Genomic DNA, 16,716 nt, shown 5'->3' on the forward strand with positions numbered 1-16,716 from the left:
TATGTTTTTAAAACGTTAATGCTAATCCAATACTATATATCTTATTAAGTGGATATGCGACTGCTGAAGTCGTTTCCGGATCAAAAGTTTTCATGCCGCAGATAGTGAATAAATTCATTCCACTGAAATATATACGTGTACTTTCTATACCTAATTTGCTGTATAATTTTTGTGGCATGTTATAACCGAGTTCCAAATTTTTTAATCTGATGTAATCTGATTTTCTGTTCCAGTAAGTATTAGGACCTGTTTGTGTTTGGTTCCAATATTCGGACCTATAGTTTCCGACTCTGGGTTTTGATGCATTTGTATTAGTCGGTGTCCATCTGCCTTCTAAATCTTCCATAGAAAAATTACCAGCTTCACCGGATTCCACTTCATGATATCGAGTGGCTCCGGCTGCACCTTGGAAGCCTATAGTTAAATAAAAGTCTTTATATCCAAGATCAATATTTAGCCCTCCTGTCAGTGTCGGAATATTGGTCTTGTCTGATCTGACACGATCGAGCCCATCGATTTTATTATCTCCGTTCACATCTCTGAAAATAATATCTCCAGGTTTTGCCCCTTGCCAGTGCGGATATCTTTCGAGATCTGCTTCATCTTTGAAGATACCAATTGCTTCATAATACAAGCCTGCTGAATTATCTCCGATTAGACTTGGGTTGATAGGCTTTCCTGTTGCTCGTTGATAATCTGGAATATTGGGTGACTCGTCCCAGAAGATAATTTTACTTTTGGAAAAGCCTCCATTAAGGCCGATTTGATAAGTGAAATCCCCAATATTGTTATTGTATGCGATATCAAATTCAAATCCTTGGTTTTTTACTTTCCCTATATTTTCACGGGGAAGAGTCAACCCCGCTGTCGCTGGTATGGAAGCATTACGGTAGCATAAAATATTAGAACGGATATTATGAAAATAATCAACTGATATTCTTAAACTACCATTTAATGTTTGCAGGTCAAAACCGACATTGCTTTGGTTTGCGACTTCCCATGTAATAGACGGATTAGGTATTCTTAATTCTTTGAGGAATTTAGCTTCTGTATTCCCATCGAAAACTGTTGTATTTTGGGAGTCTTTCGGACTAGATTTATCTCCACGAGCGGAATTGTCAAAACCATAACTGGCTAAGTATTGATAGGGACTTACCCGGTCATTACCTGTTTGACCCCATGACCCACGAAGTTTGAAAGAGTTGATAAAGGCAAGTTTTTCTTTCCAGAAGTTTTCTTCAGAGATAACCCACCCTAATGAAACAGAAGGGAAAAAACCGTATTGTTTTCCTTTTGGGAAAATATAAGAACCATCATAACGGAATACAAATTCAACTAAATATTTGGATGAATAGTCGTAATTAAATCGGCCGAAATAATTAATACGGGCATCATGGCTGGCAGAGCCTGTATTGGTTTTATCAAGATCCCCTCCGGCAAATAATTCGTCAATCAATGTGGATGCAAAATAAGTCCGATAGGCAGAAAAATTCATAGACTCTCCTGTTTTTCTTTCGAAACCAATCATCGCCTTTAATCCGTGTGTTTGGGCAAACGTATGAGAGTAATTCACTAATGCATTTAAGGTCAAACCATGATCATCTTGCATATATTGATTTAAACTGGGGGATGAATATCCTGATGATGCGCCTGAAACAACAGGCATATTGTTAGAATCAAGCGTTTTACCATCCCAAGAGTAAAGAGTCCATGGTGTTTTCCATGTTTTTTGGTTTCTAATAAATTTATCGAATGCGACATTACCGGTAACAGTTAATCCTTCTATACCCGGGATTGTGATATCCAACTTTATGTTACTTGTTAATATATAGCTTATATTGCGATCATAGCCTGTTGCATTTGTAGCAACAACGGCAGGATTCATTCCTCCTTCATACCCAGACGCAGGATATTCGCCATAAAAAGCAACTCTATTAGGACGTCCCATTCCATAGCGAAGTAGTTCACTTAACGCTGCCGTAGAGTTATTACGATTTTCCTGTCGGGCTGCCAGATCGATACCAAGATTGATATATTTGGTAACCTTCGCATCCAGATTACTTCTTATATCCATCTGTCGATAGCTGTTTGCACTACGTTGGAAGATTCCTTTTTGATAATTGAATCCGGCAGATACAAAATATTTTACTCTTTCGCTACCCCCACGTAAAGATGCATCTACATATGTTTGCGGTGTGAACTTCTTGAAAACTAAATCATACCAATCTGTATTGGGATGCCCCCAAGGATCGGAACCATCCGCGAATAGCTTAATATCTTCATCTGTATATCTTGGCTGACGGTTGGCATATAAATCAATTTCATTAAGTGCCTGTGCGTAGGTTGCTGCATCTGCCCATTCTGGAACAATGGTTGGAGTTGCCCAACCCTGCCTAACGTTTACATTGATAACAGGTTTACCTATAATGCCTCGTTTGGTTGTGACAAGAATTACTCCATTTGCAGCCTGTGCTCCATAAATGGCAGCTGAGGCATCTTTGAGAACTGTAATACTTTCTACGTCTGCAGGGTTCAGTCGATTCATATCTCGTCCCGCAATACCATCAACTACTACTAATGGATTATTATCTCCCAGAGTATTGGAACCGCGTATTCTTAAAGTGGAATTGTCAGAACCGGGCTGTCCGGAAGTTGTGACAGCCGTTAATCCGGCGAATTTACCAGCTAATGCATTTGTGAAGTTATTAGCAGGGATAGATTTTAACTTGTCTCCCTTCATAGATGCAATGGAACCTGTGATTGTCGCTTTTTTTGTTGTTCCGTATCCGATTGCAACGACTTCGCCTAAACCTATCGCTGTTTCCTCTAATGCAATATTGAAGGTCGTTTTATTGCCGGCAGGAACTTCTTGTGTTTTCATTCCGACAAAAGAAAACACAAGAATGGCTTTTTCTGGAATTGCAGACAGTGTATAATGGCCATCAGCATTGGTTATTGTACCGATTGTTGTTCCTTTAACGGACACATTTGCTCCAATTATAGGCTCATTATTGATATCTGTTACAATACCTGAAATTGTTTTGCCTGATTGTTGTGAAGTCGTTACTCCCGGAGAACCGGTTGATAAAATAATACTTTTCTCCATTACCGAATAGCGGATGTCCGTTCCTTTGAAGAGTTCGTTCAGAATGGAAAATACGTTTTTGTTATTACTTTTTATCGAAACAATGCGGCTGGTGTTCACTTGTTTGTTGTTGTAGAAGAAGTGAAACTCGGATTGCTTCTCGATTTCGTCCAGTACGTTTTGTACTGTTTGGTTCTTTATATCCAAGGATAACAAGGTGGATTGACTGTAGCTGTTTTCTGCAAATACCAATCCTATCGACACAAATAACATAAGGATGGATAGTCTCATAAATAGTGGTATTTTCTTTAAGATAGCAAATGGTGATTTTACCACCCTAAAGTATTGGATGCTAAAATAATTTGTCATAATTTTGTACTGTTTTAAATGATAAAATAGATAAGTGAGACCTGTCGCCAAACAGGTGGACCTTTTGTTTTTCACACGAGGAAATACGCCAATATTTTCTCGTGTGTTTTGCTTTTAAGGAGGACGTGCTTTCATGTTTTGTTCTTTTAAAGATTAATAATGTTAGATATTTAGTAAAGTACAACTTTGCTTTTCGTTTGAATAGTCTTTTCTCCAGGTTCCGGTTCTATTATACGATATTGGATGCCGGATGCTATACGGAAATGCTCCAATATTTGAATTAACTGTTGGGTATCGAATGTACCTGTGAAAGAACTTTTCTTTATTGCTTCCCTTTCTATTATAAAATCGACATTGAAACGGTGGCTTAGTTTTTTCAAAACAGCCTCTAACGGAGTATCTCTTAAAACAATCTTACCCTCTTTCCATGCAATTTCGCTTGAGACGAATGTTGCCTTTTTCTTTGCTTCTCCTGTATTTTTACAATAAATCACTTTTTGGTTCGGATGCATGACTAAAGTGTTTAACTTTTTGTCTTCCGTTTTATATAAAAGGCGAACAGAACCTTCTTCCAAGGTTGTTGCAATGTAATTCTCATCTTCATATGCTTCAATGTTGAATTTGGTACCCAAAACTTCAACTTTTAAATCCTCACCGGAAGATACGATAAATCTCTTGTCAGGATCTTTCGCTATCTGGAAATAAGCTTCACCGGTAAGACTGACTTCACGGGTTTTGCCAGTGAATTTTAGCGGACGGATTAATTTGGAACCTGAATTTAACCACACTTTACTGCCATCGGGCAAGTCGATGGATGTGATCATACCCGGAGTTGTTGTGAACTCCATATATTCTACGGGTTCTTCTCTCAGCCAATAATAGGCGGAGACCAATAACAATGGAATGAACAGGATTGCAGCAATACGCTGGAGCCAGATAAAAAGACTTGCCCTTTTGCGTTGTTTGATTTTTCTCTTTACTGTTTTCAGGGATGCGGAAGCATCTGTAAGTTTAATCGTATTTAGTGCCTCGGATGCAAGACAAATTGATTGTATGTCCCGTGCCAACTTTTTGTTTTCTTCAGATTGCTCAATCCACTGTTTGATTATATCTTTTTCAGATAAAGAGACTGAGCCTGTAAAATAGTTCAAAAGAGTTGTTTCATCTATATGTATGTGTTCTTCCATTTTCTCCTTTTTATATATATGACTGATGGGAAAGGAAACCTCCTAAACAGAAACCGGATTTTTTTATTTATTTTTTTGTGATTGTTTTTTTGAGATAAAAGATTACATTTGTTGCATCTGGTAGATGAGGCCTGTGATTGTTGATTTTAAATACATGATTCTAATGCTACATGAAATTCAATATACAACTGATGAATCTCTTTTTCAATATTTAACTAAAGGAGATGAGAAAGCGTTCGATGTTTTATTTCTGAAATATTACCCTTCCTTATGTGCTTATGCGCGACAGTTTGTGGAGTATGACGATGGTCAGGAGATTGTGCAGGATGTGATGGTTTGGCTGTGGGAGAACCGGGAGATGCATACGTTTGAGATTTCTCCGAAAAGTTACTTGTTCAAAGCAGTGAAGAACCGTTGTCTGACATTGATCAGTCGCAATGAAATCAAGCAAAGAATAGTGAATACTTTATATGATGACCAACAGTTACGATATGAAGATCCTGACTTTTATATCGTGGAGGAGTTGAGCCGGAAAATAGAGGAGGCACTGCAACGTTTGCCTAATAGCTATCGGGAAGCTTTTGAAATGAATCGTTTCCAACATTTGACTTATGGCGAAATAGCAAGTCAACTGAATGTCTCATCAAAAACAGTAGACTATCGTATCCAACAAGCGCTGAAACTGCTGCGTGTAGATCTGAGAGATTATTTGCCAATATTGCTTGCCATTATTTAAAAACGATTCCTATGTATGTTTTTATAAAGTATCTATTATCTCATGCTGTTTTTTGAGGAAAGGAATACGCTGTGCTTCTCCACTTCCTGATATCAGAACGGAATGCCGTTTTAAAGATTGGATCCAATTGCGTTGCATTTGGCAGATGTGCGGACTTTGCGAATCCATCGAGTTGATGGAATAGACTCGTATCATGCTGATTTGAAAATCTTTCTTTTCGATGTAACTGTATGTCGCTTCGAAATGGATATTGGATAGATAGATATAGACTTCCTTGTTTTCACTAAATTGACCTTTGATCGATAATGCCTCCATAGAATCAAGCAAATGATGAAGTTCTTCTTTTATGTGAATGATGTCATCTTGCGAAATCAGGTTGAGGCAGGCAAAATATTTAATCTCTTCTATGAACGTGAGAAAAATATTGGTATCCCAGATAAAATAGGTCTTTTTGCATTGTCTTGTAGCCTCGCTTAGGTGTTTATGTACATCCACAATCCGGTCTTCTACGTGCATCTTTGATAAAGACTTTGGTACTTTTTGCCCATTCTGATAAATCCATCGGCAAAGGCGGAATTTGGATAAGTATTCAAATGAAGAATAAAGGGTAAAAGGAAGAACGTTGGAGACTGTATGGACTTCAGTGCTTTCGTCATTTTTTACATAGTTGAATATTTGAAAGTAACGATTGGCGATATCGTAATAACTTTCCAAGGCATTGGATGGACTGTGTAAATTCAAATCGAAAGTGACTTTATTTGAGAAATGATTACCGATAATCTGGTCGATAGAAATACCCAGCTTGTTGGATAGAAGCGCGACTTCATTGATCGTAAACGCAACTTCTCCCCGCAGCCTGCGATAAACAGCTTCTTTCCCTAAACACAATGCATCTGTCAGGTAGTTGGCAAGATTTTGTCCTTTAGGTATTCGTTCTTTTATGATCGTAGTCAGTTCGTCTAAAACGTGATTTTTCATCATTGATCCTTTCCTTTTTTAATTGATTACCGCCATTTATACAGCATTTGCAAATTTAAAGTAAGAAAACAATATCTTAGTGGCGAAAAGCAGGTTGGAATAAGTAATTGTTTTGTCTAATTGCAAGCAAAAAGAAGGGAGCGGTGACTTTGAGTAAGGATTGGCGTAAATATGTCTTTTGATATTTCGTTTTTCGAAAGAGGAGTAAGGCTTTAGTTGTGATTTTTGTAGCAAGTCCATGATGTGTAAAAACATGCTATGCCGGTTTAATCCGGTGCTGAGTGTTTTAATGTGAATCTCCAACAGCAGGCGCATCCCTGATCGGTAACCTCCGGATAGCAACTTATCATTTCGGTAACGATCCTTCCATCGATAACGCGTGCAAACCCGTCATGTTCGATGAAACCAACCGGTGCGCATGGATGAAACGGCATGCCTTTTGCCTTTCGGGCAGATTGTACCCTGCATTCATTTATACGATATATAAGAGAATCTCCTTCCCTAAAGATACTGACAGAAGGGTTCGACAATGCAGAGAATCTTATCACCAATGCCTTCTCCAATCCCTCAAGGCCAGCTTCGTCCGGAAGGTTCAGGAAGTTCTTAATTCTTTTGGCTTCCGTACGGGTGAATTTCACCCATGCATTCTTGTCATGCCACATTGCCTCCTCCATACCGCTCTTCTCTTCCACTGATTGGAACCACATTCCGTCAAGGGCATAGATGTTCTTCGCGTATATTCTGATCAAGTCTTTAAGTTCTTCTTTTGATAATAGGTCGAGTTTGTCTGTCATGATTTTTAGAATTGTCTTTATTACTTTGCTTTACTTTGTTTCGTCTTAATCTACATTTAAACAGATACAAAGGTAAGTCACAACATCGACATATGGTATCTGTTCTTGCTCTAACCGGAAATTATTTTCTTGTAGATGACGATATAACTCCTGCTCTTCTTCGGTTAACAAAGGTAATGTTTGTAGTGATGCCGGCGTCCCTTCTTTTACCAGATGCCGATATTTATGGAATGTATCCCAATTCATCATCAGTGAGAGAGCTGAAGGATAATAGTTTCGGAACTGATTGAGTATTTGCAAACCTTGCGCATCTAAATCGCCCCAGTAATAACATTGGGCATGGGTCATCCACGGAATGTCTTTTAGATAACTGATGTTGAAACCTCCTCCGCTCCAGATGGCAATACTGTCCGGTAGTTGAGGCAGTGTTAGGAAATTCATCTTGTTTTCCGTTATAAATATGTTTTTGCAGGCACAGTTTAGTAGACGAAAGTCCGGCAATGGAAGAGATGTATCCATCCAACGAGGACCGATTGCTAAGGCTTTATCTAAAAAACGTATGCGGATTAACGGTTCGGCACATTTCAATCCGTATCGTTTCTCAAATGCTTTTTCTTCGTGATCAATAGCCGATTCGGGTAATAGTTCGTCCAGTAAATTTCTGAGTAAATCTTTGTTCTCTTCGATGTATTTGGTGTGTACATCAATGGGTAGTTCCCGGATATAGAGGTGGGGACAGGGATGTTCGATAAAGTATTTGCAAACCTTGATTGTATCTTTCCATGTGTCGTGGCTGATCAGTCGGAGAGGATTGCTTCGGCACCATTCGATGAGCCGGGGCATTTCATCGTTGATGAGTTGCCAATTCCGGGTAAAAGTATCTAATTCATTCCGTTTCCGGGTAATACGTAAATAAACATCCAAAGAAGGAATCAGTATGCAAACAGGAATATTCTGATTCCCGATCTTCTCGAAGTTCTTTTCTGCCATTTCTACTACATATCCCCATATAGAGGCACTTTTTTGCAGTTCTGCGATGGCAGCTTTATGCTCTGATAGTTTCAGCAGGATATCTTTCGCTGTTATCTTTCCGATGCGGGTAATTCTTTTCGGAAAGAAAGGCTCTCCTGCCATGTTCGACAGGAGTAATTCTTTCCACCAATTCAGGCATTGTTTTTTTATATCTTGTGGTGTAATCATGGGATGATTTCTATTTGTGAATGATACTGGCTTTTTTCTGCTTTGTACTCTTCGATACTTAAATTACGGATTTGCGACTCATTGCCTTCCGGATTCGATACATAATGGACGGAATGGATGTAGTTTTCAATGACATGGATTTTCTGCATCGGGGTGACAATCAATAGCTGTAGATTCAGTTTCTTGAACAGGTCGAGTCCGAATTGCGTACTTTCGTCATCGCCACGACCGAAGGCCTCGTCTATGACAACAAACCGGAACGACTGACTCCGCTCTTCCTGATAGTTCAGTCCAAACTGATAGGCGAGGGCAGAGGCCAGAATGGTGTAGGCCAGCTTCTCTTTCTGGCCACCCGATTTGCCGGAAGTGCCGGCGTAGAACTCCTTCTCCGAGTCGTCGGCCCGGTAACGTTCACTCACATTGAAGAGGAACCATTGACGTACGTCTGTAACTTGTGCGGTCCATTCAATATCCTTGTTTTCATTGCTGCGGAAACGATTCAGAATACATTGTACCTGTTCGAAACGATCCTCGGTGTACGCATCGTCCGTGCTGAGAATGTTGCTGTAGCAAGCTTTCAGATTTTCCTTGAATTCAAGAATTTCCCGGTTGGGATTGGCTACCGTCTGGAGTTTGATGTAAGTACCCTTGTTGAACTCGATAGCCTCCAGGTGACGGTTTATTATTTCTATTTTTTTCTGAATTTGTTTGGCATGCAAATCCAGTTTATTGTCGAAGGTAACGATGCTTTTTATGGTATCCTGATTCAAGAGTACCTTTAGTTTTGCTTCGTGTGCCGGTAATCCTTCTGTGATAACCTGTTGAAGAATCTTTAGATATTCGGCGCGGGCTTCAATATCTTCGGGTAGTTCCAGGGCCTCGAAAGGGAAAGCGTTACGATAGTCACGCATGATTTTAGTGATCTTCTCTCTCAGTGTATCCCGCTTTTTCTGCATGTTCAACCGGGTTCCCGATAAGCTTTTGGATAGCTCTCCTTTCTGGCTGTCTATATTGCCAAGTGTGTAAGAACTGCTTGGTTGCGACGATTCTATTTTGGAATAATAGGCACTTTTGTTTTCCGAGGAAAGCGAAGCGGACTGTTGTTGTAAATCCGGTAGTTGAGCATAGTCTGTCTCTACTTGATTATTCAATCGTCCTCGATTGTCTTTTAGCTTATCGATCTGATTTCTCAAGTCGCTTTCTTTGCTTTCCAACTGCTTTTGCCGCTCTGCCAGCGTTTTAATCAGATCGTTACTTTTTGCCAGCTCTTGTTCTTCTTTTTGCAGTTGGGATATACGTTCTGTTTCTTGTTGCCAGTTCAGATCATTCCAGTCTTGGAATCTTTTTATCTGCATTAAAGACGATCGGGTATTATTGCATACATCTATTGCCTTTGAAAGTTCTTCAATTCCGGTTTCTTCTGTTTTATATTGGGACAAAAGCGATTTCAGGTAGGATTCGATCGCTTGTATTTTCTCTTTATTACTCCAACCTAATATGAAGTTTCTGCGATCCCAAAGGTCGCGACGATCATCTTTGACATGGCGCAAACGACCTGTTTTGATTTGTCCTTCTTTTGTGATCCCATCACTGACATGCTGAAATTCATCTAAGGATACACATTGCAGATTGAAGCGGTGCACCAATTCTTTCTCTATCCAATTGTAGAATGGTGTATTGGGTTTAATATTAATTTTGTTTACTGCTGACGAGGGAGATAAATCTTCAATGAGAGCACTCTGTTGTTTGCTTTCTGCCGGTATGCGGAAATATTCCAGGCGGATACCTTTATGGCGATTGTCCTGCAGTTTGTTGGCATTTACGAATCCCGATACTAAGTGATAATATCGGTCGGGAACCAACATGCTGATACCGAATCCCCGTAACAATCGCTCCAAAGCTCCTTCCCATTCTTTGTCTTTGGAACGGACTTGCAACAGTTCGCCGACAAAGGGGATCTCCTCCTCGCGAATACCTAAATTTTCGACCAACTGTTTTCGTATTTCCAAAATGCCGGAAGGCAACTGGTTGGAGCGTGTTTGCAAAGACTCTATCTCCTGCTTTTGCATATCAATTTCCTGTCGAGTGTTGAGATGTTCAGCTATTTTCGTACCTTGCAGTTTTGTCAACTTATCCCGCTCTTTCTGTATTTCGTCCTGCTTTTCCTCTGCACTTTTCAAATTGCGGTAAAAGGTCTGTTCGGTGTTGGCTGCGGGAAGACCACATTGCTGGGTCAGTTGGAGATATTCTTCGTGTTGTTTCTTTTTGTCTTGCTGGTCTTTGGCAGCTTGTGCTATTTCAGTCTTGATTTGATCCAGGCGGGCACCCCCGTTGTCGTGGATGGCTTGTCGAAGTTCGTTCATCGTATTGCGGCAGGTATCAAGCTCTGTCTCTGCTTGTTTGATTTGGTTTTCCAGCTGTGTGAGTTTGCGCTTGCAATTGGCGATCTCTTTTTGCAACAGACTTATTTTCTTGTCGGCAAAGTAGGCCGGGATAGCATCCGACAGCAGTACTTCAATTTCGTGTAATTGTTCTTCTACTTGGGAATATTCATGATCCAGTCCGGTCAGCGGATTCAAAATGTCACGTTGCTTACGGGCCTCCATTACCGCGGCATGCGCTTGATGCAGGTTGTCGAATCGTTTTTTCAGTTCATCTATTTGTTCTTGTATGTTAGTCGGTTCCAGCATTTGTTCGCGGACAAAGTTGGTAAGACTGCTTACCGATTTCATGGAAACTGTTTGATAGAACAATTCGATAGCCTTATCAGAGTTCATGCCGAACAGTTGGCGGAATCGTTGGCTGTATCGGGTAAAGTTGTCATCAAATATTTCGATGCAGTTATTGGTACGCAATCGTTTCTTCAGTTCTTTAATATCCGCGAATCCGGAGAAATGCTCTTTAATTGTGAGTGGCTCGCTTCCTATCAGTAGTAGTTTACGGACATTACTGCCATTCTCAATCCAGAAAAGTTGGGCTAATGAAGTGTGTGTATTGTATCCGGCATTATAAAAATTGGCAATAATGACTGTAAACGTAGCTTCGCCTGACTTTGTATAACGCAGGGAAACGGCTTTGCTGCCATTGGTCAGTTCGTCGCTTTTTGAACTGTAATTTCCTTTGATGTATGAAGCCAGATTGCGCTCTTTGCTTTCGGCGCCGGCTGCTTTATTGAATGTTATGCGGTTGTAGGGTACCAGAAGGCAGGTCAATGCATCGACAACAGTCGATTTCCCCGATCCTACGGCACCGGTTAGTAATGAGTTCTCACCTTGCGGGGTGATTCGCCATATCTTATTATTAAAGGTTCCCCAGTTTAATAATTCCATATATTGCAGGCGGTGGCCTACCTGTCCGACTTCGTTCTTCATTTCTTTGACTGTGTTACATATTCTTTATACCGTTCTAACCATTCGCTGACTTGGTCTGCATTGACAAATGCCTTGATGATACGATTGACTTCATATTGTTCCTGTTCTGTTTTCATTTGTCGCAAGAAACCTTCGTCGATCACTTTTTTGATGGCGCTGTCTATTTGTTTCTGCGTGTTGGCTTCATTGCTTGTTTCCTTCAGGTATAATTTCATCAGGTTGTCGATCTCTTCACGGCTCAGTATCGCTTTGGCGGATTCCCCTTCCTGATCATTTTCGATCAAGTGCTTGCGAAGCAATAAACAGAGTAATGACACATGGAAGGTGAGCGGACGGCGTCTGATTAATTTAGGAATGTTTTCCTGCTCAGAGGATTCCTCTTCACCGGCTGTTTGCGACTGTTGTTGTTTCAGATAAGCATATCCTTCAGCCTTGTCGATAATGACATCCAGATGGATGTCAGCAAAATAGTTTCTAATATCCCGTTCATGTTCGGGTTGCATCAATGTGTTCCATATTTCTTCTTGATGACTATATACAATACCTTTTAATAAGGATATCAGTACGTTGGAATAGACTTTCTTCATCGATTGAATATGATTTTAGGAATTTTCACTTTGAATATTTGTCCGGTTTGTGAATTACGGATTTGTATCTCCTCCTGTTCATCGGCAGAAACCGAATGCCGTTTCTCGTTTTTGGTTGCGATGTCCAGATAAGCCACTACTTCAGCCACTCCTTTTTCGATAGGGTGTGCCTTTATTAATTCCGGCAAAGAAACTTGTGGCTGATATCTGAGCAATTGTCTGATATTATCTTTTAATTTAGGAATATCTATTTCAAACTGTTCGTACAGCAGTTCATTGCTTCCGGATGCTTTGCCTTCCTGCAACGGTTGCTTCTTGAATTTTATTTGTTCGGGAGGTGAAAACAGCGGACGGTCACAGATCAGGTCGATATGGATGATGTCCTCCACTTCCAATGCCGGGAGTTTCGTAAAGTCGATTTCCGGATGCTCGAAAATTAATTTGAGCCCTTCATCGATCTGTTCGTGGATTCGTTTGTTTTCAAAGAAGGATTTGTGTTCCAGGTATCTTCGTAGCTGATTCCATAGCGAATTTGTCGTTTTATTGGTACGGTCTCCTGCTTCGATCAAGCTGTTTCTCAATAACTCCATACGGAAATTATCATTCCTCATCTTTTGTACAACAGGTATATTAAGCATGAGTTCAATTAATTTTTCAAATTCCACTTGTTTGGATTGTGACAGCAAGAATTCCCAGAAAGCGGTAAAGCTTTTTCCCTGATCGGTTTGCGCGAGGAAGTCTTGTTGTTCGAATAAGTCCGACAGGACCTCGCCTTTCGATTGACTGGTTGTAATGATCTGTCTTCTGAAATTTCGATCCAGGTCCCTGAAGTTCTGTTCCACTTCTCTAAAGTCGGCAAGTAATGATTTGGCTGTATCCTCAATCAGGAAATACTCTTCCTTTATTTGCCGTTCGTCCAGCATTTCCAGTTTGCCGGCCTTGATATTTTCAATGCTCTGTTCTAATATCTGCTTCTGTGCTTCCAGTTGAGCGAGTCTTTCCGATGCATTCATTTGGGTTTTGCCCACCAGCTTTTGCATTCGTTCGAAAAGATATTTCAGACGCGATTCCGTACCGATGAATTCTCGTTTCTCCAGACTGTCAATCCATTTGAAAGCCAGTTCCGTGGCCGGTGTCAGTTCGTAGACAAACTCATCTGTTTTCCCCGGATACTTGCGAAGAAATCCGGCATTGCTCCAATCTGTCAAATATTCAGCCGGTGGTTTAGGGTACGTTTTGCCCGGTTCATTTAATATATAGAGAACATCCGAGAGGCGGCTGGTCAGTTCTTTTTCCAGGATGCCGCCTTCCTCCTGATTCGAGAATTCTTCCTTGAAAGCAGAGGATAGAAAGCTGATAATAAGCGGTGCATTATCAGCTTTCAATAATCGGATGGTGGTATGGTTCTTAAGCAATTGGTTTATATATTCATAGGTCATATACAATATCTTTTATGATGGAACAATGCGGGGATCTTTACTGGATGTCATTGCGTTGTTTGATATATACTATGACGCCGATTTGATTCTCCGGACGTTCATCTTTAGAAATCCTGTTGATTCGTACTTCGAATATATTTGCATATCCTTGTTCACAAAGTTTACTGATTTCCTGATTCTTATCCCGGGGGATGAATCCTAATTTGTAGTCCTTGTAATAGATGGCTACGGCATAGGGATCAAATTTGTTATCTTTTTCCCTTTTTAATTGCAGTTCAGTTCCGATAGCGAGTTCTTGAAAAACCAATGTCCCATTCCAATAAGTGAAACCTGCAATGTCGAAATTAATAAAATGTCTTCTTTCCATAACGTTGTCTTTTTTGTATGATGATGCAAAGAAACAATCACGTTTTGACAGGTTTTGTCACAACGTAATTTTTTTTATGCTTGTATGAGTGAATTTATATGGTTCGAAACATATTTCTTGATATATTCTTTTAATTCCGGTGAATCAATAATTAGAATGTCGGCAGCTAAACCAAGGATAAAGCGTGTGGCACCGATGAAGTTGCTTACTTGTGTTTTTAATAACCAGTGGTCTGGTGATATTTGTTGTGTATCTTGTTCTGCCAATGGATATTCTTCGATAAGCAGATTGTAAGCTCTTCGGGTTAGTTGCAATGTGATTGAGTATTTTTCTCCTTCATAGCTGCTCATACGGAATATATCCGTAAAACCTTCTTGATGTATTTCCTCATATTCCCAATTTGCAGTTGTCACTTCAACGGATTCGATGCGTGATATACGGAAGAGTTTGTTTCGTTTGCTGGCCGGTTCGTAACACCATACTTCTACATAATTGGTAGTAAAAGCAAAAGGTTCCACATACCGATCCGTTGCGGTTTGTCCATGAGCAGATGAGTAATTATGTAAAATAACCTGTTTTTTCTGCTCGTATGCATCGATCAGTTTCCGGATATTATCTGCATCCCTTCCTTTGATGACAGAATCCGCGATTATTTTGCTATTGTAGACTGAAGCCAGTTTCCGCTTTAGGTTTTGTTTTATCAGATTATTATTATCAATGGCTTCGATTACCTGGTGAATCATGTAGGCTTCTTCTTTACTGAAGTGAATGAGTTGGGAAATATCTTTAAAGAAAGGAGATTCTTTGCCCATCCGGACATAAGGACCCTCTTTGTAGATTGTAAATCCGGCAGCTTTGAATGTGTCGAGATAACGATAAATAGAACGGGGAGAAGTATCCATACGTTCGGCCAGTTCTTCTATTGTATAGCAAGTGTTGGCTGTCAGTAACATCATGAGATGCAGCAAGCGTTCGAGTTTGGGTTGATCCATATCTTCAGGAGTAATTATTTTACCATTTCTAATTGCAAAGATGGTAAAATCAGAAACAGATAACAATCTTTTTCTCGATTATCTGTTCCTGAAGATCACAAATCCCAATTCTGTTTCATCGCCATTAAATTTTGTTGCACTTCTTCATCGAATAACTTAATGTCATCTTCAGTTAGGACATTGTTATAAAACAGGCTGAATACAGCCATGAAATAACGTGATCCGGACAGCCCGTCATATTGTGTTGCAATATGCTTGTCGAAGTCTGTGACTTTTTTGTAAAGATTCAGATATACCTCATGAGGTGTCTGATCTCTCAGAGGCAGTATATCTTTCACCTCCTCCAAAAACGTTTTACATTCACGTTGTAAAGCTTTGCTAATAAGTTGGCGAGCTATTTTTTTTTGACTTTTGGATAGTTCCATGATTTTGCTGATGATTATTGATTACGACTTACTTATAATGATAAGCTTGTTTACGTTATTGATTGTTAGTGCCTTGTTTGTCATTTGTTTGAATTAAAGATAGCCAACCCCTTCGCCGTTAACAGATACTTTTGTTGCGGGTGCTTGGGATTGTTTGGATAGAGAGAGGTGACAAAGCCACTCTGAATAGCTGGTGTCAGATAATTAGTAATAAAAGTGGGGCGATGCTTTAATCCAATTCTTTCCATTATTACTTTTAAAGAGCTTTGTTCTGTTCCAATTGCTTTTATGATTGCTGACAGTGGTGCGCTAAGCATGTTCGGTACTTGTTCGGTACTTGTTCGGTTAACTTGTTCGGTCAACAGCAGTGGTGCGTTAATAATCATGGCTCTATTCTTTAGCTCATGATTTTCTCCCATTATTAGATTTCTGAAAAACAAAACCAGAAAACTCATATCTGGTTCAACGCCTTTTCGTATATTTCTATAATTTGCACGAACCAACGCATTGCGGAAGTACCATGAGTTGTCGGCAAACAGATTATTGTCGACATCAAAGCCGATGCTACGCAAATACTTTATAGTAAAGACGGCCGTAGTACGCGTGTTGCCTTCTCCGAATGGATGAATTTGCCAAATGCCTGACACGAATCTGGCAATGTGCGTTACTATATCGTTCATGGACAAGCCTTTGTATGAAAAGTCCTTTTCCTGTTCCAAATCATATTCCAAAGCCTTGCGTAAATCCTCGGAGTTGACGTAAAGTACTGTATCACCATGAAGTACCCATTCTTTTTTAGTTATATCATAGTCTCGGATTTTTCCGGCAAACTTGAAGACGCCTTCAAATAATCTACGGTGAATAGATGTAAAACCTGTCACAGAAAAAGCAAATGACCGTTCATTTAATATTCGAGTGATATTTGCAGACACCTTATCTGCTTCTTCAGTTTCTTCATCTTTCGGAGTACGTACAGTCTTTGATTGGTAATATTCATTGATGAGTTCTTTTACTTCATCAATGTTTATATCACCTTCGATATGCTTGACTGCTGCATCTTTCAGGTAATCGGACGTTTTCAATCCATCTACCGCCTGCAATCCGATAGCTGTTTTCCAAGCTGAAGCCTTTTCTTTTTTGTCAGGCTCACTGCCGCGGATGTATGATTCAAAGTCTATGTTCATTT

13 protein-coding genes are annotated in these 16,716 nt (G+C 39.9%); 1 reads left to right on the top strand and 12 read right to left on the bottom strand.

Features of this window, described 5'->3' with window-relative positions; translation table 11 throughout:
- Positions 1–7: 7 nt before the first annotated feature.
- Both DW083_RS00810 and DW083_RS00815 read right to left on the bottom strand, forming a co-directional pair.
- On the bottom strand, positions 8–3,454 hold the full coding sequence (locus DW083_RS00810; protein WP_199659127.1) for a TonB-dependent receptor: 3,447 nt from the start codon (positions 3,452–3,454) through the stop codon (positions 8–10).
- A gap of 170 nt (positions 3,455–3,624) precedes the next feature.
- Positions 3,625–4,641, bottom strand: a complete 1,017-nt coding sequence (locus DW083_RS00815; protein ID WP_122331098.1) for a FecR family protein — start codon at positions 4,639–4,641, stop codon at positions 3,625–3,627.
- A gap of 163 nt (positions 4,642–4,804) precedes the next feature.
- Between DW083_RS00815 and DW083_RS00820 the strand changes: the two genes are divergently transcribed.
- Entirely contained in the window at positions 4,805–5,377 is a 573-nt protein-coding gene (locus DW083_RS00820) for an RNA polymerase sigma-70 factor (RefSeq protein ID WP_115497964.1), read from the top strand.
- Positions 5,378–5,398: 21 nt separating this feature from the next.
- Here DW083_RS00820 and DW083_RS00825 read toward each other — a convergent pair whose 3' ends face one another.
- The 10 genes from DW083_RS00825 to DW083_RS00870 form a co-directional block, all read right to left on the bottom strand.
- Positions 5,399–6,355, bottom strand: coding sequence for a hypothetical protein (locus DW083_RS00825; RefSeq protein ID WP_122331158.1), 957 nt, complete (start codon positions 6,353–6,355; stop codon positions 5,399–5,401).
- Positions 6,356–6,621: 266 nt separating this feature from the next.
- Positions 6,622–7,149: a DUF6125 family protein gene (locus DW083_RS00830; RefSeq protein ID WP_122331099.1), complete on the bottom strand. Its 528-nt coding sequence runs from the start codon at positions 7,147–7,149 to the stop codon at positions 6,622–6,624.
- 45 nt (positions 7,150–7,194) lie between these two features.
- On the bottom strand, positions 7,195–8,349 hold the full coding sequence (locus DW083_RS00835) for a Wadjet anti-phage system protein JetD domain-containing protein (protein WP_122331100.1): 1,155 nt from the start codon (positions 8,347–8,349) through the stop codon (positions 7,195–7,197).
- Positions 8,346–11,720 (bottom strand): ATP-binding protein, encoded by a 3,375-nt coding sequence (locus tag DW083_RS00840; protein WP_122331101.1) that lies wholly within the window; start codon positions 11,718–11,720, stop codon positions 8,346–8,348. Before DW083_RS00840 ends, DW083_RS00835 begins: the two co-directional genes overlap by 4 nt.
- Positions 11,717–12,307 (bottom strand): DUF4194 domain-containing protein, encoded by a 591-nt coding sequence (locus DW083_RS00845; protein ID WP_115497942.1) that lies wholly within the window; start codon positions 12,305–12,307, stop codon positions 11,717–11,719. Before DW083_RS00845 ends, DW083_RS00840 begins: the two co-directional genes overlap by 4 nt.
- Positions 12,304–13,746 (bottom strand): DUF3375 domain-containing protein, encoded by a 1,443-nt coding sequence (locus DW083_RS00850; RefSeq protein ID WP_122331102.1) that lies wholly within the window; start codon positions 13,744–13,746, stop codon positions 12,304–12,306. The genes DW083_RS00845 and DW083_RS00850 overlap by 4 nt, the downstream gene beginning before the upstream one ends.
- 37 nt (positions 13,747–13,783) lie before the next feature.
- Positions 13,784–14,113, bottom strand: coding sequence for an HIRAN domain-containing protein (locus tag DW083_RS00855; protein WP_122331103.1), 330 nt, complete (start codon positions 14,111–14,113; stop codon positions 13,784–13,786).
- A gap of 74 nt (positions 14,114–14,187) precedes the next feature.
- On the bottom strand, positions 14,188–15,105 hold the full coding sequence (locus DW083_RS00860; RefSeq protein WP_115497945.1) for a YafY family protein: 918 nt from the start codon (positions 15,103–15,105) through the stop codon (positions 14,188–14,190).
- A 95-nt stretch (positions 15,106–15,200) separates the two neighbouring features.
- Complete coding sequence (locus tag DW083_RS00865; RefSeq protein WP_233551681.1) at positions 15,201–15,530, bottom strand: hypothetical protein; 330 nt, start codon at positions 15,528–15,530, stop codon at positions 15,201–15,203.
- Between the two features lie 80 nt (positions 15,531–15,610).
- Complete coding sequence (locus DW083_RS00870) at positions 15,611–16,714, bottom strand: Fic family protein (protein ID WP_122331105.1); 1,104 nt, start codon at positions 16,712–16,714, stop codon at positions 15,611–15,613.
- Positions 16,715–16,716: the final 2 nt, after the last annotated feature.

This window comes from Parabacteroides sp. AF48-14, assembly GCF_003477465.1.
GTDB classification, from domain to species: Bacteria; Bacteroidota; Bacteroidia; order Bacteroidales; family Tannerellaceae; genus Parabacteroides; species Parabacteroides acidifaciens.